This window comes from Acidovorax sp. DW039, assembly GCF_037101375.1.
Lineage (GTDB): Bacteria > Pseudomonadota > Gammaproteobacteria > Burkholderiales > Burkholderiaceae_C > Acidovorax.
The window spans coordinates 865,769-885,073 of sequence record NZ_AP029019.1; the positions used below are offsets into that span (position 1 = coordinate 865,769).

17 protein-coding genes are annotated in these 19,305 nt (G+C 63.6%); 15 read left to right on the forward strand and 2 right to left on the reverse strand.

All coding sequences use genetic code 11. The annotated features are described in order from the left end of the window. The first annotated feature begins 124 nt into the window (after positions 1–124). The 5 genes from AACH87_RS03925 (at position 125) to AACH87_RS03945 (ending at position 4,325) form a co-directional block, all read left to right on the forward strand. A complete protein-coding gene (locus tag AACH87_RS03925) occupies positions 125–1,018 on the forward strand; it encodes an amino acid ABC transporter substrate-binding protein (RefSeq protein WP_338797427.1) in 894 nt (297 codons plus the stop codon). Between the two features lie 112 nt (positions 1,019–1,130). Further along, complete coding sequence (locus tag AACH87_RS03930) at positions 1,131–2,030, forward strand: amino acid ABC transporter substrate-binding protein (RefSeq protein WP_338797428.1); 900 nt, start codon at positions 1,131–1,133, stop codon at positions 2,028–2,030. 108 nt (positions 2,031–2,138) lie between these two features. Then, on the forward strand, positions 2,139–2,897 hold the full coding sequence (locus AACH87_RS03935) for an amino acid ABC transporter permease (RefSeq protein WP_338797429.1): 759 nt from the start codon (positions 2,139–2,141) through the stop codon (positions 2,895–2,897). Between the two features lies 1 nt (position 2,898). After that, positions 2,899–3,564, forward strand: a complete 666-nt coding sequence (locus AACH87_RS03940) for an amino acid ABC transporter permease (RefSeq protein WP_338797430.1) — start codon at positions 2,899–2,901, stop codon at positions 3,562–3,564. Positions 3,565–3,587: 23 nt separating this feature from the next. Further along, a complete protein-coding gene (locus AACH87_RS03945) occupies positions 3,588–4,325 on the forward strand; it encodes an amino acid ABC transporter ATP-binding protein (RefSeq protein WP_338797431.1) in 738 nt (245 codons plus the stop codon). A 126-nt stretch (positions 4,326–4,451) separates the two neighbouring features. Here AACH87_RS03945 and AACH87_RS03950 read toward each other — a convergent pair whose 3' ends face one another. Further along, entirely contained in the window at positions 4,452–5,372 is a 921-nt protein-coding gene (locus AACH87_RS03950; RefSeq protein WP_338797432.1) for a MurR/RpiR family transcriptional regulator, read from the reverse strand. A gap of 113 nt (positions 5,373–5,485) precedes the next feature. On the opposite strand from AACH87_RS03950, the gene AACH87_RS03955 reads away from it, so the two are divergent. The 5 genes from AACH87_RS03955 (at position 5,486) to htpX (ending at position 10,900) form a co-directional block, all read left to right on the forward strand. Beyond that, entirely contained in the window at positions 5,486–6,655 is a 1,170-nt protein-coding gene (locus AACH87_RS03955) for a M20 family metallopeptidase (RefSeq protein ID WP_338797433.1), read from the forward strand. 63 nt (positions 6,656–6,718) lie between these two features. Next, positions 6,719–7,711 (forward strand): tripartite tricarboxylate transporter substrate binding protein, encoded by a 993-nt coding sequence (locus tag AACH87_RS03960; protein WP_338797434.1) that lies wholly within the window; start codon positions 6,719–6,721, stop codon positions 7,709–7,711. Between the two features lie 271 nt (positions 7,712–7,982). After that, a complete protein-coding gene (pyrC, locus tag AACH87_RS03965; protein ID WP_338797435.1) occupies positions 7,983–9,035 on the forward strand; it encodes a dihydroorotase in 1,053 nt (350 codons plus the stop codon). Beyond that, positions 9,020–9,778, forward strand: coding sequence for a DUF3025 domain-containing protein (locus tag AACH87_RS03970; protein WP_338797436.1), 759 nt, complete (start codon positions 9,020–9,022; stop codon positions 9,776–9,778). Before pyrC ends, AACH87_RS03970 begins: the two co-directional genes overlap by 16 nt. Positions 9,779–10,012: 234 nt before the next feature. Beyond that, positions 10,013–10,900: a protease HtpX gene (gene htpX, locus AACH87_RS03975; RefSeq protein WP_338797437.1), complete on the forward strand. Its 888-nt coding sequence runs from the start codon at positions 10,013–10,015 to the stop codon at positions 10,898–10,900. Positions 10,901–10,955: 55 nt separating this feature from the next. On the opposite strand, the gene AACH87_RS03980 is transcribed toward htpX, so the two are convergent. Next, positions 10,956–11,918: a LysR family transcriptional regulator gene (locus tag AACH87_RS03980; RefSeq protein WP_338797438.1), complete on the reverse strand. Its 963-nt coding sequence runs from the start codon at positions 11,916–11,918 to the stop codon at positions 10,956–10,958. A gap of 177 nt (positions 11,919–12,095) precedes the next feature. On the opposite strand from AACH87_RS03980, the gene AACH87_RS03985 reads away from it, so the two are divergent. The 5 genes from AACH87_RS03985 to AACH87_RS04005 all read left to right on the forward strand — a co-directional run bounded on the left by AACH87_RS03985 (position 12,096) and on the right by AACH87_RS04005 (position 19,219). Next, positions 12,096–14,213 (forward strand): 3-hydroxyacyl-CoA dehydrogenase NAD-binding domain-containing protein, encoded by a 2,118-nt coding sequence (locus tag AACH87_RS03985; RefSeq protein ID WP_338797439.1) that lies wholly within the window; start codon positions 12,096–12,098, stop codon positions 14,211–14,213. A gap of 123 nt (positions 14,214–14,336) precedes the next feature. Next, on the forward strand, positions 14,337–15,512 hold the full coding sequence (locus tag AACH87_RS03990; protein WP_338797440.1) for an acetyl-CoA C-acyltransferase: 1,176 nt from the start codon (positions 14,337–14,339) through the stop codon (positions 15,510–15,512). Positions 15,513–15,556: 44 nt separating this feature from the next. Next, positions 15,557–16,753 (forward strand): acyl-CoA dehydrogenase family protein, encoded by a 1,197-nt coding sequence (locus AACH87_RS03995; protein WP_338797441.1) that lies wholly within the window; start codon positions 15,557–15,559, stop codon positions 16,751–16,753. A 10-nt stretch (positions 16,754–16,763) separates the two neighbouring features. Next, positions 16,764–17,918, forward strand: a complete 1,155-nt coding sequence (locus AACH87_RS04000; protein WP_338797442.1) for an acyl-CoA dehydrogenase family protein — start codon at positions 16,764–16,766, stop codon at positions 17,916–17,918. Between the two features lie 65 nt (positions 17,919–17,983). Then, complete coding sequence (locus AACH87_RS04005; protein WP_338797444.1) at positions 17,984–19,219, forward strand: CoA transferase; 1,236 nt, start codon at positions 17,984–17,986, stop codon at positions 19,217–19,219. The last annotated feature ends 86 nt before the right edge of the window (positions 19,220–19,305 follow it).

The following is a 19,305-nucleotide window of genomic DNA, read 5'->3' on the forward strand; positions in this document are numbered from 1 at the left end:
GAATTTCATGGAAACGAAACGTAAAGTTCGCGCCGTGCTCAGCCTCCATTCCGCGCAAGTGGCGTAAATGAAGGCGTGGCACGAAGCTTGCATACCCTGTTTCGTTCACTTACCGAGAAACCGCATGAAAGTTCAGCATTGGGGATTGGCGTGGTGCCTCACGGCCCTGTGCTGTGCATCGACAGCCACCGCGGCAACCGTTCTGGAGCGCATCAGTTCCGGGGGCAAGCTGGTCATTGCGCACCGCGAGTCTGCCGTGCCTTTCTCGTATGTGGATTCGGCTTCGGGCAAGCCCGTGGGCTACGCCGTCGATCTGTGCCTGCGCATTGCAGAGGTGGTGCGCAAAAAGACAGGCCGCAAGGACATGGCGGTTGAATTCGTGCAAGTCACCCCTGCCAACCGCATTGAAATGATCGAGCAGGGCAAGGCGGATCTGGAGTGCGGTTCCACCACCAACAACGCCGAGCGCCGCCAGAAGGTGGCCTTTACCGTCCCTCACTTCATCACCGGGGCTCGACTGCTGGTCAAGGCTTCCAGCGCCGTGGATCGCCTGGAAGACCTGCAGGGCAAGACACTGACCTCCACCAAAGGGACCACCCCTTTGAAGGCGGTGACCCAGGCCAACCGTGAGCGCCTGATGGGTATCAACATCGTGGAAGCGCCCGACCATGCCAAAGGTGTGGAGATGGTGGAGAAGGGCGAGGCCGAAGCGTTCCTGATGGACGACGTGCTGCTTTACGGGCTTGCTGCTTCGCGGCCCGATCCCAAGGCATTGAAGGTGGTGGGCCGCTTCGTCACCACAGAGCCTCTGGCCATCATGCTGCCCAAGGACGATCCCGAGTTCAAGAAGCTTGTGGATGAGGAAATGCGCCGGCTGGTGACCAGCCGCGAGATATATCCCATCTACGACAAATGGTTTGCCCAACCCATTCCGCCCCACAATAAGGCGCTGAACATACCAGTCAGCTACTTGTTGAGGGACTTTTGGAAGTACCCTACCGACCAGGTGCCGTTCTGAATAAGATTACCGGCTGTGTAGTTCCCCTCTGGATGTCCTGGCCTTGTCGGCATGACCGGCAAGGGCGGGCGTCTCACCCCTCCCTTTTTGATAGACCCCTAAGGAGATATTCATGAAAAAGCATTTGCTGGCAATTGCCGTGACCGCACTGGCTGCAGGCAGCGCGTTTGCCCAAGCTAACGACACGCTGGCCAAGATCAAGGCTTCCGGCAGCGTGACCCTGGGGGTGCGTGAGTCCTCTGGCCTGTCCTATACCTTGGGCAATGGCAAGTACGTGGGCTTCCACACAGAAATGGGTGAAATCATCCTGGCCGACATCCAGAAGCAACTGGGCCTGTCCAAGCTGGAAGTGAAGTACCAGCCCGTGACATCGCAAAACCGCGTGCCCCTGGTGACCAACGGCACCGTGGACCTGGAGTGCGGCTCCACCACCAACAATGCTGCACGCCAGAAGGATGTGGCCTTTGCCGTGACCACTTACGTGGAAGAAGTGCGCATTGCCACCAAGGCCAACTCGGGCGTGACCTCGATCAAGGATCTGAACGGCAAGACCGTGGCCACCACCACTGGCACTACTTCGGTGCAAACCCTGCGCAAGCATGAGCGCGCTGGTGGTATCGACTTCAAGGAAGTGTTCGGCAAGGACCACGCTGACAGCTTCCTGATGCTGGAAACCGGCCGTGCAGACGCCTTCGTGATGGACGGCTCCATCCTGGCAGCCAACATCTCCAAGTCCAAGAACCCCGCCGACTACAAGATCGTGGGCGAAGTGCTGAGCGTGGAACCCATCGCCTGCATGTTGCGCAAGGACGATGCTGCCTTCAAGAAGGCTGTGGACGATTCCATCAAGCGTCAGATCAAGGACGGCTCGCTGGCCAAGCTGTACGACAAGTGGTTCATGCAACCCGTGCCACCCACCAACACCAAGATTGGCCTGCCACTGTCTGACGCCACCAAGGAAGCTTGGGCCAACCCCAACGACAAGCCCATGGAAGACTACGCCAAGAAGTAATTCCTGAATGACTGCCGCCCCTTCGAACAGCGGGTTTGAAGGGGCTTTTTTGTTGGGCTCTCAAAAGGTTGTGCCCAACGCAATATCAAGACTTGAAGGGGTGATCCTATGAGTTGGGATTGGCAGGTGTTCTGCCAGGACACCATGGAGAGGCAAGTGGTTGAGGGCTGCTTTGGCAAAGGCGGCGATATCACTTACCTGGACTGGATGATGTCTGCCTGGGGGTGGACTGTTTCCGTTTCGCTGCTGGCCCTGGTGCTGGCATTGGTCATTGGCTCGCTGATCGGTACGCTGCGCACCTTGCCCAACAGTCCGCTGGTCGTGCGCCTGGGCAATGCGTGGGTAGAGTTGTTCCGCAATATTCCGCTGCTGGTGCAGATTTTTGTGTGGTACCACGTGGTTCCCACGCTGGTGCCTGCAATGAAGCAGGTGCCCGGCTTTGTGCTGGTGGTGTTTGCGCTGGGCTTTTTCACTTCGGCACGGGTGGCTGAGCAGGTGCGCTCGGGCATCCAGGCGTTGCCTCGCGGTCAACGCTATGCGGGCCTGGCGATGGGGTTCACCACCTTCCAGACCTACCGCTATGTGCTGCTGCCCATGGCGTTTCGCATCATCATCCCGCCGCTGACCAGCGAGACGATGAACATCTTCAAGAACTCGTCCGTGGCGTTTGCCGTGTCGGTGGCAGAGCTCACGATGTTTGCCATGCAGGCGCAGGAAGAAACCTCTCGCGGCATCGAGGTGTACCTGGGCGTGACGGGGCTCTACATCATTTCGGCTTTTGCCATCAACCGCATCATGGCGTTCATCGAAAAGCGTGTGCGCATTCCTGGCGTGGTGATTGCCGGTGCCTCGGGTGGAGGCCATTGACATGAATCTCGATTTTTCGTTCTACAACTGGGACCTGATCTCCAACTTCGTCCTCAAGGGCTTTTACTTCAGCATCATGCTGACGGTGATTGCCACGATGGGTGGCGTGCTGTTTGGAACCCTGCTGGCACTGATGCGTCTGTCGGGGCGCAAGTGGCTGGACGTGCCTGCCACCATTTATGTCAACGGCATGCGCAGTATTCCGCTGGTGATGGTGATCCTGTGGTTCTTCCTGCTGATGCCCGCCATCATTGGCCGCCCCATCGGCGCAGAAGTGTCTGCCGTGGTGACCTTCATTGCGTTCGAGGCGGCTTACTTCAGCGAGATCATGCGCGCAGGTATCCAGTCCATTCCCCGTGGTCAGGTGTTTGCCGGCCAGGCGCTGGGCATGACGTACGCGCAGAACATGAAGCTGGTGGTGCTGCCCCAGGCCTTCCGCAACATGCTGCCCGTGCTGCTCACGCAGACCATCATCCTGTTCCAGGATACGTCGCTGGTGTACGCGATCGGCGCCTATGACATGCTCAAGGGCTTTGAGGTCGCAGGCAAGAACTTCGGTCGTCCGATCGAGGCCTATCTGGCCGCAGCAGGGTTGTATTTTGTGATGTGCTACGCGCTGTCCTGGATGGTCAAGCGCCTGCACCAGAAGATTGCCATCATCCGGTGATCCGAGAGATTGAGGAATAGAAAATGATCGAACTCAAAAACGTATCCAAGTGGTATGGCCCCGTGCAGGTGCTCAACGAGTGCTCGGCCACCATCAAGAAGGGCGAGGTGGTGGTGGTGTGCGGTCCTTCGGGCTCGGGCAAGTCCACCCTGATCAAGACCATCAACGCGCTGGAACCCTTCCAGAAAGGCGAGATTACCGTGGACGGCGTGAAGCTGCACGACCCCAGCACCAACCTGCCCAAGCTGCGCAGCCGCGTGGGCATGGTGTTCCAGCACTTCGAGCTGTTCCCCCACCTGTCGGTGACCGACAACCTCACCATCGCGCAGATCAAGGTGCTCGGCCGCAGTGCGGACGACGCCAAGAAGCGCGGCCTGAAGATGCTGGAGCGCGTGGGCCTCATTGCCCACAAGGACAAGTTCCCCGGCCAGCTCTCGGGTGGTCAGCAGCAGCGTGTGGCCATTGCACGCGCACTGTCCATGGACCCCATCGTGATGCTGTTCGACGAACCCACTTCGGCGCTCGACCCTGAAATGGTCGGCGAAGTGCTGGACGTGATGGTGGGCCTGGCCAACGAAGGCATGACCATGATGTGCGTGACGCACGAAATGGGCTTTGCCAAGAAGGTTAGCAACCGCGTGATCTTCATGGACGTGGGTGGCCGCATTCTGGAGGACTGCTCCAAGGAAGAATTCTTCGGCAATCCCGATGCGCGCCAGCCTCGTACCAAGGACTTCCTCAACAAGATCCTGCAGCACTGATCTGTCTGCAACGCTGGACTCTTGCCAAGGCACCTTCGGGTGCCTTTTTCATGGGACCAGCACAGGCCGGGCATGTCCGCGGACCGGCGCCGCGCGCCAGCCTTCGTGCGGATTTTTGGCAGATTCCTATCGGCGCGAAGGTTTGCGCACGGGCGTCTCGCTCACGATGAGCTGCTGGTCTTCCACATCCTTCCACAAGGCATCGCGGCGCTTGAGGGCTTCGGAGACGACGGCGTGCCGTAGCTGCGCCACTGCCGACACCAGTGCATTGCACAAGAAGAATGCGGCGGTGTACGAATCAAACGGTGACGCATTGGATGTGCGCACCAGGATGTGCTCGTGCGCCAGTGCCGCCAGGGGCGCTGCGGGGCTGTCGGTGATGACCATTACCTGCGCACCCGCTTCACGAAAGCGCTGTGCCACTTTCACCGGGCCGCTGGCATAGCGGCGAATGCTGAAGGCCAGCAGCACATCCTCTGGCTGCACCCACAGCAACTGGTCGGTGGTGTCCATGGCCCCGGCACCCAGCTCCTGCACGCCGGGGCGGCACATGTTCAGGTGCAGGGCCAGCCACGAACCCACGGGCGCGCTGTTGATCTGGGCGAGCACATGGATGCGGCCCTTGTCCTGCGCCAAGCGGAGGGCCATGGCTTCAAAGGCTGCCATGTTCAGCCCTTCGCGTGTGGCTGTCAGGTTGTGCTGGTCGTGCAGCAGCGCATCGTCCACGCACTGCAGCAGGCTGCGCTCAGCGCCAATGGTCACCGGGGCGCGCTGGCCTGCGGTCTGCAGCATGGCCGTCACTTCGGCGCGGGCTTCGCGCTGCGCTTCGGCGTAGCTGGCATAACCCAGCTTGGCAAACAGCCGCACCACGGTCGATGCGCTGGTGCCATTGCGCGCCGCCAGCGCCGTGGCGGACTCCAGCAGCGCGTGGGGATATTCCCGCCCCAGCGCGTCGGCCAAGGCGCGTTCGCTGCCCGTCAGATCAGCGCTGTGCCGTACCAAACGCTCCGTCAGCAAGCCGCCAGAGTTTTGCAATGATGATTTCATGAGGTTGGTTTATTGCAATGAGTATTGCAAATGCCTGCGCCGCGTGCAACACTGAGGGTCAGATTTTCCACCCGTGATCGGGTGCTTTGAACAGGTTCTGAGAAGGATGACTCATGCAGGATACCCTTGAAGCCAGCGTTGCCCAGGCGGCCAAGCCGGTGCTGGACTGGCTGGCCAGCCAGCAGCAAGCCATGCAAGACTTGTTGCAGAAGGTGGTCAATATCGACAGCGGCAGCCGCGATGAAGCGGGGGTGACTGCGGTGGCGCACGCACTGGCCGAACGCCTGCAGGCCGCAGGCGTGCCCGTGCAGTTCGAGCCTGTGACCGGCTATGGCGTGCTGCTGCATGCGCAGGTGAATGCCACCGGGCAGGGGGCGCCTATCGTCCTGATGGGGCACATGGACACCGTGTACCCCGCAGGCACCGTTGCCAAGCGGCCTTACCGCGAGGAAGCGGGCCGTGCCTACGGCCCGGGCGTGGCTGACATGAAATCGGGCCTGGTGCTCAACGTGTTTGTGGCCGAGGCCTTTGCCCGCTGTGGCGAGCTGAGTGCCCCCTTGCACCTGTTCTTCTCGTGCGACGAGGAAATTGGGTCCCCCGCCACGCGCGACCTCATCATGAACCGGGTGCGCGGTGCGCGTGCCGTGCTCAATGCCGAGCCAGGCCGCGTCAGCGGCAACCTGGTCACCAGCCGCAAGGGCTCCATGGTGGTGGAGTTTGAAGTGCAGGGCGTGGCCGCGCATGCGGGCATCAACCACGCGGCAGGTGCCAGTGCCATCGAGGCCCTGGCGCGCAAGACGCTGGCCCTGCACGCGCTGACCGACCCCGCCACGGGCGTGACGTGCAACGTGGGTGTGGTGCAGGGCGGAGTGGTGCCCAACATGGTGGCCCCGCATGCCAAGGCCGAGGTGGACCTTCGCTTCACGGCAGACACCGATCCCGACGAATTGCTGGAGCGCGTGCGCGCCATCGTCGAGGAAGAATCCGTGCCCCGCACCCACGGCCGCATCACCCTGCACCGCCGTACGCTGCCGATGAAGCCCACGCCCGACTACCTGCTGGCTCTGTACCAGCGGGGTGCCCGCTCACTGGGTTTTGAGGTGCAAGGCGAGTTCACCGGCGGGGCGGCAGACAGTGGCCTCACCGCCTCGGTGGGGGTGCCCACGCTGTGCGCTACCGGCCCCGTGGGGGGACACGCGCATACCGAGCGCGAGTACTGCGAGCTGAACACCTTTGTGCCCCGGGCCCAGGCCGTGGCGCTGGCCGTGCTGGGCCACCCGTGAGCGGCTTCGCCTTTTCGCAACCTTTTCCTGTTCACCTGTTCTTCTGATTTTTTGAGCTTTTCGATGGCCATGAACACCCCTTCCCGCCGCAGTCTTCTCTCTACTGGCCTGGGCCTTGCAGGCCTGGCCGCTTTGCCCGCCCTGGCGCAAGACAAATTCCCCTCGCGCCCCATCACGCTGGTGGTGCCCTTCCCGCCTGGTGGGTCGGTGGACATCATGGCGCGCCAATACTCCGAGCCACTGTCCAAAGTGCTGGGCGTGCCCATCGTGGTGGAAAACCGCGCGGGTGCAGGCGGGTCGGTGGGTGCGCAGTATGTGGCTCGCGCCAAGGCCGATGGCTACACGCTGGTCGTGTCGTCGCAAAGCAGCCACCTAGCCAACCCGCTGACCCAGTCCAAGGTGGGTTACGACCCGGTGAAGGACTTTGAAAACATCGCCATCCTGGGCCGCCTGCCCAATGCGCTGGTGGTGCACAGCAGCCTGCCGTTCAAGACCTTCAAGGAGTTCATCGACTACGCCAAGAAGAACCCCGGCAAGCTCAACTACGGCAGCGGCGGCGTGGGCAGCATGGGCCAGCTCAATGTGGAAATGCTGAAAGCGGCCACAGGCGCCTTCACCACCCACATCCCCTACCGGGGCGGCACACCGCTGATCACGGCGGTGCTGGGCAACGAGGTGCAGTTCATCCTCGACAACCTGGTCATCATGCTGCCGCATATCCAGGCAGGCAAGGTGCGCGCACTGGCCGTGGCTAACGACCAGCGCCTGCCGCAACTGCCCGATGTGCCCACCCTGGCCGAAGTGGGCTACCCCCAGCTCAACCTCACATCGTGGATTGGCCTGGCTGCGCCCGGCGGCACCCCCGATGCCGTGGTGCAGACCCTGTACAAGGCCGTGCGCGAGGTGGCCACATCGCCTGCCATGATCGCCAACCTCAAGGACCGCGGTGTGATCGCGCCCGAGGAACTGCCTCCCGCCGCTTTCGAGAAGATGATGGCGGATCGCCTCGTCAAGTTTGGTGAGGTGGTCAAGCGCGCAGGCATCACGGCCGAGTGATTGGGGTGAAGCCATTTTGCTGCCCGGCGCATGATGAATAAGCGCAGGCAGCTATTGAATTTGTAGCGTTTAGAGCGGCTAACACAACCCAGCGAAGCGGCCCTGGCTAGGCGTTCCGTCGCTGGCAGTACACGGGGTACGACAAGACGGGACAACGACGCCAGGGGGGTTGTGTTAGCCGCTCTTAGTGCAGTTTTGCCCGGCGCTGCAGGTCTGCGGTGGGTGTGGGCGGCAGCCGCTGCGGCAAGGGTTGGTGGGACAATAGCCCCCCATGACTGCAGCACCCACTACCCCGATCGATACCCTCACCATCACCCGCCCCGACGACTGGCACCTGCATGTGCGCGACGGCGAGCCACTGCACACCGTTGTGCCCCACACGGCCGCCCAGTTCGGGCGCGCCATCATCATGCCCAACCTGCGCCCACCGGTCACCACGGCCGAGCAGGCCCTGGCCTACAAACAGCGCATTCTGGCCGCCGTACCCGCCGGTGTGAGCTTTGAGCCGCTGATGACGCTGTACCTGACGGACAACCTGCCACCCGAGGAGATCGCGCGCGCCAAGGCAGCAGGCGTGGTCGCCTGCAAGCTCTACCCCGCAGGTGCCACCACCAACAGCGATGCGGGCGTGACCGACATCCGCAAGACTTACAAGACGCTCGAAGCCATGCAGAAGGCGGGCATGCTGCTCCTGGTGCACGGCGAGGTGACCAGCAGCGACATCGACCTGTTCGACCGCGAGGCCGTGTTCATCGAGCAGCAACTCATCCCGCTGCGCCGCGACTTCCCTGAACTGAAAATCGTCTTCGAGCACATCACCACCAAAGACGCTGCCGACTACGTGGCGCAGGCCGACCGCTTCACCGCCGCCACCATCACCGCCCACCACCTGCTGTACAACCGCAACGCCATCTTCACGGGCGGCATCCGCCCCCATTACTACTGCCTGCCGGTTCTCAAGCGGGAGACGCACCGCGTGGCGCTGGTGCAGGCCGCCACCAGCGGCAGCAGCAAGTTCTTCCTGGGCACCGACAGTGCACCGCACCCCGCGCACCTCAAGGAACACGCCACCGGCTGCGCAGGCTGCTACACCGCCCACGCAGCCATGGAGATGTATGCCGAGGCCTTCGACAACGCGGGTGCGCTCGACAAGCTCGAAGGCTTTGCCAGCTTCCACGGCCCGGGCTTCTACAACCTGCCGCGCAACACCGGCACCATCACCCTGCGCCGCGAATCGTGGACGCCGCCCGACAGCTTTGTTTTTGGCGAGGCCAACCTCAAACCCCTGCGCGCCGGTGAAGCCCTGCCGTGGCGTCTGGTCTGAGCGACATCGACTGGTCTGCCCCCTGGCTCCAACCCCTGCGTGCGGTGGGGGAGCCTCTGGCCGCACAGGTTGTGCAGGGGGCTACGGTGCATGGGGCTCTGTCACGCGCCAGGTTGGCGGAATCCGCAGCGTGGAACCCGCCTGTGCGCTTTGTTCCGCAGGGCGATCTGCCAGGCGGCAGGGCGTACGAGTCATTCATCTTTGACACCCGCTGCGTGCCCACGCGCGACAACCTGCACGACTTTTTCAACGGCCTGGTCTGGGGGCACTTTCCCGAAACCAAGCGCCGCATGAATGCGCTGCAGGCACAGGCCATTGCCGCCGACGGTATCGGCGCCGTGCGTGGCCCGCTGCGCGATGCGCTCACCGTGTTCGATGAAAACGGAGCCTTGCTGCTAGCCCCCGAGCCGCTGTGGAACGCGCTGCGTGCGCGCCAGTGGCAACGCCTGTTCGTGGAGCTGCGTCCGTTGTGGAAAGAGGCGCGACTGGTACTGTTCGGCCATGCGCTGATGGAGAAGCTGGTCTCACCCCGAAAACCTATCGTGGCGCACGTCTATCCAGCGCAGGCAGCTATGAAAGATATAGCAAGCCTGGATGCTTGGCTGGCCCAGGCTTTGCAGCCGGAGACTTGGGCGGCCAAGCCCTTCAGCCCGCTGCCGGTGCTGGGCGTGCCGGGCTGGTGGGCGGCCAATGAAGAGGCGGCGTTCTACGACGATCCGCAGGTGTTTCGCCCGCCGCGCTGAGCCTCGCGTCAAGAGCCGTCCACCAAAAGCCTGCGCGCCATATCTTGTGCGCCGCTCTAATTCCCATTGCGGCCTGGGGGTACGGCCTCTTGCAGGGTTTCGCCCTAACATTGCGCCATCACAGGGGCGATCATGGGTGGGGCTGCATGAGTTTGAGGCGCAAGCGCCTTGATTTCATCGCACACCTCCCCCACATGAGTGTCCACTGGACTTTGTTTCACCCACGGAGAAGCCATGAAACGGATCCTCTTATTTGTCATGACGAACCTTGCGGTCGTCCTCGTACTGGGCGTAGTGGCCAGCCTGCTGGGCGTCAACCGCTACCTCACGGCCAATGGCCTGAACCTCGGCGCGCTGCTCGGCTTCGCGCTCGTCATGGGTTTTGGCGGTGCCATCATTTCCCTGTTGATCAGCAAGCCTGTGGCCAAGTGGTCGTCCGGCGTGCGCGTGATTGACGGCAGCGGCTCGCCCGACGAGCGCTGGATCGTCGAGACCGTGCGCAAGTTTGCCGATCAGGCTGGCATCGGCATGCCCGAAGTCGGCATCTTTGAAGGCGACCCCAACGCATTTGCCACGGGTGCCTTCAAGAACAACGCGCTGGTGGCCGTCTCCACCGGCCTGCTGCAAGGCATGACGCGTGAAGAGGTCGAGGCCGTGATCGGCCACGAGGTGGCCCACATTGCCAACGGCGACATGGTGACCATGACGCTGATCCAGGGCGTGATGAACACGTTCGTGGTGTTCCTCTCCCGCGTCATTGGCTATGCGGTGGACAGCTTCCTGCGCAAGAACGACGAGGAAAGCTCCGGCCCTGGCATCGGCTACTACGTGACCACCATCGTGCTCGACATCGTGCTGGGCTTCCTGGCCTCGATGATCGTGGCCTGGTTCAGCCGTCAGCGTGAATTCCGCGCTGACGCAGGTGCCGCCCAGTTCATGGGCCGCCGCCAGCCCATGATCAACGCCCTGGCCCGCCTGGGTGGCATGCACCCCGGCGAGCTGCCCAAGAGCGTGGCCGCCATGGGCATTGCCGGTGGCATTGGCAAGCTGTTCAGCACCCACCCACCGATCGAAGAGCGCATCGCCGCCCTGCAAAACGCATCGGCTGCACAGAACTCTTGATCTGGCACCTCTGACTCTGCAGTAACCGCTGCAGGGTCAGTCAGGCCCCTCTGCTTCAGGTAGAGGGGCTTTTTTTATGGGCTGGTTTTTCCGCAGCGTCTGGCAATACGGGCGCATCCGCGCCGCTGGATTCGGGAGGCCGGGTCTTGGCCAGGATGAAGTCGATGCAGGTGCGCACGGCACGCGTCTGGTGGCGGTTGGGCAGGTACAGCAGGTACATGTGCGTGCCGAAGATGCTCAGCCGGTATTCGTCCAGCGTGGTGAGCAACTCGCCGCTGTCCAGCTTGTCCTGCACCACATAGTCGGGCACCAGGCCCACGCCCAGCCCCGCCACAATGCCCTGGCGTAAGAACGGAAAGTGCTCTGAAATCATCGTCGGCTCCAGCAGCACCTCGTGCCGCTCGCTGCCCTGGTAGGCGGCCAGGCGCAGGTGCCGCCCCGTCACGCCAGCGGTGATCACCGGGCTGTTGCGCAGCTCGTGCAGGGTGCGGGGCAGCCCGTGCTGGCGGGCGTATTCGCGCGATGCGCAGGCCAGGTAGCGCACATTGCCCAGGCTGCGGGCCACCATGGACAGCGGGGGCTCGGGCACCACGCGCACGGCAATGTCCACCTCGTCGCGCAGGATGTCGGCGCGGTTTTCAAACAGCACATCCAGCACGATGCCCGGGTAGAGGCGCTTGAACTCGATCAGCCAGTCGCTCATCACGATCTGCCCGTAGCCGCTGGGCACGCTGATGCCCACCCGCCCTTGCAGGCTCCGCCCCAGCGAGGTCACGGCCTCGCGCGCCGCCAGGATTTCGTTGTGGATGGCGCGGCCATGCTGGTACAGCCGCATCCCAATCTCGGTGGGCTCCACCCGCCGGGTGGAGCGTTGCACCAGCTGCACCCCCACGTCTTTTTCCAGCTTGGTGAGGTGATAGCTCACGTTGGCGCGCGTCATCTTGAGCTTGCGGGCTGCCTGGCTGAGGTTGCCACTATCGATGATTTCCACCAGCAGGTTCAGGGATTGGGAGTCCATTGGGGGCTTTAGCAGGGGTTAAAAGGGCTCAATTGGATAAATTGATTTGACAGTATGTCAATGAATGATGGGATTGTCATAAGCCATTGTCGCCTTAAGAATGAGGTCAAGCCCACCGGGCGGGATAGGGATCTAGCCCAGCCTGCCTGGAATCAAAACAAGCAAGGAGACAAGTGCATGGCCCATGACGCCACAGCGTCCGTCGTTCAATGGCGGGTGCAGGATGAGGTGCAGATCGTCACCATCGACAACCCCCCGGTCAACGCACTGGGTGCGGCCGTTCGGCAGGGCCTGGTGGCCGCCATGGAGCATGCGGCGCAACAGCCCGGCGTGCGGGCGGTGCTGCTGGTGGGCGCAGGCAAGGCCTTCATCGCTGGCGCGGACATCCGCGAATTTGGCCAGCCCCCTGTCTCCCCCATCCTGCCCGAGGTCTGCCGCGCCATCGAAAACCTAGACAAGCCCGTGGTCGCCGTGCTGCACGGCGCAGCCCTGGGCGGTGGGCTGGAGGTGGCGCTGTCGGCCCACTACCGGCTGGCTTTGCCCGCCGCCACGCTGGGCCTGCCTGAGGTGAACCTGGGCCTGCTGCCCGGCTCGGGCGGCACTCAGCGCGCCCCACGCCTGATGGGCGTGCAGGCCGCCACCACCCTCATGCTCAGCGGTCAACCCCTCAAGGCCCAGGCCGCGCTGCAGGCCGGGCTGGTCGACAAACTGGTGGAAGGCACCGACCCGCTGGTCGCAGGCCTGGCCTATGTGCGCGAGCTGCTGGCTGCCCAGGCGCCCGTGCGCCGCACGCGTGACCTCGCCATTGCCGAGCCGCAGGCTGCACTGGCTTGGCTGGAAGAGCAAAAGACCGAGACGGCCAAGAAGTCGCGCGGCCTGTTCTCGCCCCTCAAGATCATCGAATGCGTGCAGGCTGCGCTGCAACTGCCGTTTGACGAAGGCATGGCCCGCGAACGTGCGCTGTTCATGGAGTGCATCGACAGCCCGCAACGCGCCGGGCTCATCCACGCCTTTTTTGCCGAACGTGAAGTGGTCAAGGTGCCCGAGGCCCAGGCCGCGCAGCCACGCCCCGTGGCCAGCATCGCCGTCATCGGCGGCGGCACCATGGGCGCAGGCATTGCCGTGGCGGCGCTGGATGCGGGCCTGCCCGTGACCATGATTGAGCGCGACGCCGAATCCATCGCCCGGGGCCGCGCCAATGTCGAGAAGGTCTACAACGCCCTGGTCGCCAAAGGCCGCATGACCGATGCCGCCAAGGCCGCCGTGATGGCACGCTACACCGGCAGCACCAGCTACGCCGACATCGCCCAGGTGGACCTGGTGATCGAGGCCGTGTTTGAAGACATCGAGGTCAAGAAGACCGTGTTCCGCGAGCTGGACCGCGTGTGCAAACCCGGTGCCGTGCTGGCCACCAACACGTCGTACCTCGACATCGACGCCATTGCCGCTGCCACCGGCCGCCCGCAGGACGTGATCGGCCTGCACTTCTTCAGCCCCGCCAACATCATGAAGCTGCTGGAGATCGTGGTGCCCGCCCAGGTGGCGCCCGATGTGGTGGCCACGGCGTTTGAGCTGGCCAAAAAACTCAAAAAGGTGCCTGTGCGCGCCGGTGTGTGCGACGGCTTCATCGGCAACCGCATCCTGGCCGTGTACAAGCAGGCCGCCGACTACCTGCTCGAAGACGGTGCCAGCCCCTACGAGATCGACGCCGCCGTGCGCGGCTTCGGTTTTGCCATGGGCCCCTTCCAGGTGACTGACCTCGCCGGTGGTGACATTGGCTGGGCTACCCGCAAGCGCCGTGCCGCCACGCGCGACCCCCAGGCCCGCTACGTGGAAATTGCCGACCGCATCTGCGAGTGCGGCTGGTTCGGCCAGAAGACGGGGCGCGGTTTTTACCTCTACCCCGAAGGCTCCCGCACGGGCCAGCCCGACCCTGAAGTGCTGGCCATTGTGGATGCCGAGCGCGCCAAGAAGGGCGTCACTCCCCGCAGCTTCACTGCCGACGAGATCATGCGCCGCTATATGGCCGCCATGGTCAACGAAGGGGCCAACGTGGTGCACGAGGGCATCGCCCTGCGCCCGCTGGATGTGGATGTGACCTTTGTGGCGGGCTACGGATTTCCGCGTCACCGGGGCGGCCCGATGAAGTGGGCCGACATGACGGGCCTGCCCCAGCTGCTGGCCGACATCGAGGCCTTTGCCAAGGAAGACCCACTGTTCTGGAAGCCCTCGCCCTTGCTGGTGCAGCTGGTGCGGGAGGGGCGCAACTTTGACAGCCTGAACAAGGCCGAATAGTGCAGAAGCCGCTCTAGGTGCACAGCACGCGGGGCGATCTTCTGGGTTTCATTGAATTCAAGTCATTTTGGCCTCTGGCGCAATACCAATAAGCGCAAGCAGCTATTAAATCAGGAGCAAATCATGCGTGAAGCCGTCATCGTTTCCACCGCCCGCACCCCACTGACCAAATCGCACCGGGGCGAGTTCAATGCCACACCCGGCCCGCAGCTGGCGGCGTATTCCGTCAAGGCTGCCGTGGAGCGCTCGGGCATCGACCCTGAGCTGATCGAAGACCTGGTGATGGGCTGCGGCTACCCCGAGGGCATCACCGGCAAGAACATTGGCCGCCAGACCGCGCTGCGTGCGGGCCTGCCCCTGTCGGTGGCGGGCATGGTGGCCAGCCGGTTCTGCGCGTCGGGCCTGCAGTCGGTGGCGATTGCCGCAGGCCGCATCGTGGCCGAAGGCGTGCCCGCCATGGTGGCGGGTGGGGTGGAGAGCATCTCGGCCATCCGGCCCGGCAACCCGGCAGACATCGACCCCTGGCTGCAAGAGCACAAGCCCGATCTCTACATGGCCATGATCGACACCGCCGACATCGTGGCCCACCGCTACGGCATCAGCCGCGAAGACCAGGACCTGTTCTCGCTGCAAAGCCAGCAGCGTACCGCCGCCGCACAGCAGGCCGGCGTGTTCGCCGACGAGATCGTGCCCTGCACCACGCGCATGATGGAAAAGAACAAAGAGACCGGCGAGGTCACCTACCGTGAAGTGACGGCCACGCACGACAACTGCAACCGTGCCAACACCACGCTCGAAGGCCTGGCCAAGCTGGAGCCTGTGAAGGGCCCTGGCCAGTTCATCACCGCAGGCAATGCCTCGCAACTGTCCGACGGTTCCAGCGCCTGCGTGCTCATGGAGGCCAAGGAGGCCGAGCGCCGTGGCCTGCAGCCGCTGGGTGCCTTCCGTGGCTTTGCAGTGGCTGGTTGCGAGCCCGACGAGATGGGCATTGGCCCCGTGTTTGCCGTGCCCAAGCTGCTGGCACGCCACGGCCTCACGGTGCAAGACATTGACCTGTGGGAGATGAACGAAGCCTTTGCCTCGCAGGCCCTGTACTGCCAGCGCCGCCTGGGCATTCCGTCCGAGCGGCTGAATGTGAACGGCGGCGCGATTGCCATTGGCCACCCGTTTGGCATGACCGGTGCGCGCCTGGTGGGGCACCTGCTGCTGGAAGGCCGCCGCCGCCGGGCCAAGTACGGCGTGGTGACGATGTGCATTGCCGGTGGCATGGGCGCTGCAGGCCTGTTTGAAATCTTCTGACCCTGCGCCACACCACCGAACCCTGAAACTGCAAGCGACCCGATATGGACCTGAATTTCACCCCCCAAGAAGAAGCCTTCCGCGCCGAGGTGCAGGCTTTCTTGAAAGCCAAGCTGCCCGAACGCATCGCCACCAAGGTCAAGGCCGGGCAGCGCCTGTCCAAGGCGGACCAGGACGAGTGGCACGCCATCCTCAACGAACGTGGCTGGCTGGCCAACCACTGGCCCCAGGAATACGGCGGCCCCGGCTGGGGGGCGGTCGAGAAGTTCATTTTCGACACCGAATGCGCCCTGGCCGGTGGCCCGCGCATCGTGCCCTTTGGTGTGAACATGCTGGGCCCAGTGCTCATCAAGTTTGGCAACGAGGCGCAGAAAAAATACTGGCTGCCGCGCATCCTGAGTGGCGAGGACTGGTGGTGCCAGGGCTATTCCGAACCCGGTGCGGGCTCTGACCTGGCTTCGGTCAAGACCACGGCGGTGCGCCAGGGTGACCACTACATCGTGAACGGCCAGAAGACCTGGACCACCCAGGGGCAGCACGCCAACATGATCTTCTGCCTGGTGCGCACCGACCGCGAAGCCAAGGCGCAGTCGGGCATCAGCTTCTTGCTGGTGGACATGAAATCGCCCGGCGTGGAGCTGCGCCCCATCCGCACGCTGGATGGCGACAAGGAAGTCAACGAAGTCTTCTTCACCGATGTAAAGGTGCCGGTGGAAAACCTGGTGGGCGAGGAAAACAAGGGCTGGACGTATGCCAAGTACCTGCTGACCTACGAGCGCACCGGCATCGCAGGCGTGGGCTTTTGCATTGCCGCACTGGCCAAGCTCAAGGTCATTGCTGCCAAGGTGATGAAGAACGGCCAGCCGCTGGACCAGGACCCGCTGTTTGCCGCTCGCATGGCCCAGGTCGAGATTGACCTGGAGAACATGAAGACCACCAATCTGCGCGTGATTGCCGCCGTGGCCGGTGGCGGCGTGCCGGGGGCGGAGAGCTCCATGCTCAAGATCCGTGGCACCGAGATCCGCCAAGAGATTTTGTCGCTCATCCGCCGTGCGGTGGGCCCGTACGCGCTGCCCTTCATCGAAGAAGCGCAGTACGAAGGCTATGCCGACGAACCCGTGGGGCCGAAGGAGGCAGCCACGGCAGCCGCCAATTACTTCAACTACCGCAAGCTGTCGATCTTTGGCGGCTCCAATGAAATTCAGAAGAACATCATCTCCAAGATGATTCTCGGCCTGTGAGGTTGCCGCGATGAACTTTGAACATACCGAAGACCGCCGCATGCTGGCGGACACCCTGAACCGTTTTGTGGCCGAGCAGTACGGCATCGAAACGCGCAACCACATCGCTTACGGCGACACCGGTACGGACCCAGCACTGTGGACCCGCTTTGCCGAGCTGGGCGCGATTGGCGCGTTGTTCCCCGAAGCCGATGGTGGCTTTGGCGGCGCAGGCTTTGATGTGGCCGTGGTGTTTGAAGCCCTGGGCGCAGGCCTGGTGGTGGAGCCCTTTGTTGGCGCGCTGGTGGTGGGCCGGGCGCTGGGCTTGGCGGGTAACGCTGCGCAAAAGGAACACATCGCCAGCCTTATCGACGGCAGCACTGTGGCCGCACTGGCGCACGAAGAGCCCGGCGCACAATACGCCCTGAACCGCGTGACGACCCGCGCCGTGCGCCATGGCGAGGGCTGGCAACTCACCGGCCACAAGGCTGTGGTGCTGCACGGCGACCAAGCTCAACTGCTGCTGGTCAGTGCCCGCACAGCGGGCGCTGTGGACGATGAAGACGGCATCTCGCTGTTCCTGGTGCCTGCCGATGCGGTTGGCTTGAGCCGCCGTGGCATGGGCCGCATCGACGGTGGCCGCGTGGCCGAAGTCAGCTTGCAGAATGTGCAGGTGGGTGCTGATGCACTGCTGGGCACGGAGGGGCAGGGCCTTGCCACGCTGGAACACGCGGTAGGCTGGGGCATTCTGGCCGTGTGCGCCGAGGCGCTGGGCGCCATGGACGTTGCCAAGAAGCACACGCTGGAATACCTGCAAACGCGCAAGCAGTTTGGTGTGCCCATCGGCAGCTTCCAGGCCCTGCAGCACCGCATGGCCGACCTGCTGCTGGAAGTGGAGCAGGCGCGCTCTGCCGTCATCAACGCGGCAGCCGCCATGGATAGCACCGACAGCACCGACCGCACCGAGCGCACCGAGCGCGAGCGCGCGCTGTCGGCCGCCAAGGTCACCATGGGCCGCATTGGCGCGCTGGTGGCTGAGGAAAGCATCCAGCTGCACGGCGGCATTGGCATGACGTGGGAGCTGCCGCTGTCGCACTACGCCAAGCGCCTCGTCATGGTGGACCACCAGTTTGGCGATGAAGATCACCACCTGGCGCGCTTCATCGCCCTGGGGCAGCAGCGCTGAGCTGAGTGCCCCGATGCGCCTGACCCACCGAAGGGCAGGCGCATCCATCCAAGGAGACAAAGACTGTGAACGAACAAGAAGTATCTAGCGACCTTGATCTCCCCCTGCAAGGGGTGCGCGTGCTCGACCTGTCGCGCGTGTTTGCCGGGCCGCTGTGCGCGCAGGTGCTGGCCGACTTTGGGGCCGAGGTGATCAAGGTGGAGCACCCAGGCCGGGGCGACGACACCCGCGACTGGGGCATGCGCATTGGCAAGACAGAGACCACCTACTACAACAGCATGAACCGCAACAAGCGGTCCATCACACTTGATCTGCAAACGGCAGAGGGCGTGAAGATCGTGCACGACCTGCTGCCCCAGTTTGACGTGGTGGTGCACAACTTCAAGACCGGTGGCGCCGAGAAGCTGGGCCTGGGCTACGCGCAGCTCAAGGCCATCAAGCCCGACCTGATCTACTGCGCCGTGGCGGGCTACGACAGCAGCGGCCCTGAGGCCAAGCGCCCAGGCTATGACCTGGTCATCCAGGGCGAAGCGGGCTTGATGGCGCTGAACGGCGAGGCCTCGCAACCGCCGCTGAAGTTTGGTGTGGCGGTGGTGGACCTGATGACCGGCATGTACGCAGCGCAGGCGGTGCTGGCAGCGCTGTTCCGGCGCGAGCGCACGGGCAAGGGGCGGCTCATCGAGATGGCGCTGTATGACTGCGGCATCATGGTCACCGGCTACTACGGCCTGGACGCCATGCTGCTGGGGCGTGACCCCGAGCGCTATGGCAATGCGCATCCCTCCATCGTGCCCTACGGCATGTACGACGCGGCCGATGGCCCGCTGATCATCGCAGTGGGCAACAACGCGCAGTTCGACAAGTTTTGCAGGCAGGTACTGCAGCGGCCCGATATCGTGGAAGACCCACGCTTTGCCACCAACGTCAACCGCACCAAGCATCGCCTGGAGCTGGCGCCGCTGCTCAAGGATTTGATTCGCACCCATCCCCGGGACCTGCTGATCGAGCGCATGCAGGCCGTGGGCATTCCGTGCGGCAGGGTGGCAGGCCTGCACGAGGCGCTGACCAGCGAGCGCACCCAGCGCTCCGGCCTGTTGCGCGACATGCCGCACTCCGTGGCAGGAACCACGGCAGTGTTTGCGCCGCCGTATCGCTTGGATGGGCAGCGCCTGCCGTTGCGCAATGCCCCGCCCACGCTGGGGGAGGGCACGCGCGAAGTGCTGCAGCGGCTGTTGTCCCTGAGCGATGAGCAACTCCAGCAGTTGCAGCAACAGGGTGTGTTGACTTTGCCTTCTGCCTGATCCCTGTCGTTGGGTGAGGTGGTTGCCAAGCCCGCTCAGATACTGACTTTTTGGCGCGACATGCGCCTGTGTTTTTCTCTCAAGAA

What these genes read in the sequence shown, in the direction of transcription:
- AACH87_RS03940 (WP_338797430.1), top strand. Translation starts at nt 2,899, where the DNA reads ATGAATCTCGATTTTTCGTTCTACAACTGGGACCTGATCTCCAACTTC.
- AACH87_RS04000 (WP_338797442.1), top strand. Translation starts at nt 16,764, where the DNA reads ATGAACTTTGAACATACCGAAGACCGCCGCATGCTGGCGGACACCCTG.
- AACH87_RS03950 (WP_338797432.1), bottom strand. Translation starts at nt 5,372, where the DNA reads ATGAAATCATCATTGCAAAACTCTGGCGGCTTGCTGACGGAGCGTTTG.
- AACH87_RS03985 (WP_338797439.1), top strand. Translation starts at nt 12,096, where the DNA reads ATGGCCCATGACGCCACAGCGTCCGTCGTTCAATGGCGGGTGCAGGAT.
- AACH87_RS03980 (WP_338797438.1), bottom strand. Translation starts at nt 11,918, where the DNA reads ATGGACTCCCAATCCCTGAACCTGCTGGTGGAAATCATCGATAGTGGC.
- pyrC (WP_338797435.1), top strand. Translation starts at nt 7,983, where the DNA reads ATGACTGCAGCACCCACTACCCCGATCGATACCCTCACCATCACCCGC.
- AACH87_RS03995 (WP_338797441.1), top strand. Translation starts at nt 15,557, where the DNA reads ATGGACCTGAATTTCACCCCCCAAGAAGAAGCCTTCCGCGCCGAGGTG.
- AACH87_RS03960 (WP_338797434.1), top strand. Translation starts at nt 6,719, where the DNA reads ATGGCCATGAACACCCCTTCCCGCCGCAGTCTTCTCTCTACTGGCCTG.
- AACH87_RS03955 (WP_338797433.1), top strand. Translation starts at nt 5,486, where the DNA reads ATGCAGGATACCCTTGAAGCCAGCGTTGCCCAGGCGGCCAAGCCGGTG.
- AACH87_RS03990 (WP_338797440.1), top strand. Translation starts at nt 14,337, where the DNA reads ATGCGTGAAGCCGTCATCGTTTCCACCGCCCGCACCCCACTGACCAAA.
- AACH87_RS03945 (WP_338797431.1), top strand. Translation starts at nt 3,588, where the DNA reads ATGATCGAACTCAAAAACGTATCCAAGTGGTATGGCCCCGTGCAGGTG.
- AACH87_RS03925 (WP_338797427.1), top strand. Translation starts at nt 125, where the DNA reads ATGAAAGTTCAGCATTGGGGATTGGCGTGGTGCCTCACGGCCCTGTGC.
- AACH87_RS03935 (WP_338797429.1), top strand. Translation starts at nt 2,139, where the DNA reads ATGAGTTGGGATTGGCAGGTGTTCTGCCAGGACACCATGGAGAGGCAA.
- AACH87_RS03930 (WP_338797428.1), top strand. Translation starts at nt 1,131, where the DNA reads ATGAAAAAGCATTTGCTGGCAATTGCCGTGACCGCACTGGCTGCAGGC.
- htpX (WP_338797437.1), top strand. Translation starts at nt 10,013, where the DNA reads ATGAAACGGATCCTCTTATTTGTCATGACGAACCTTGCGGTCGTCCTC.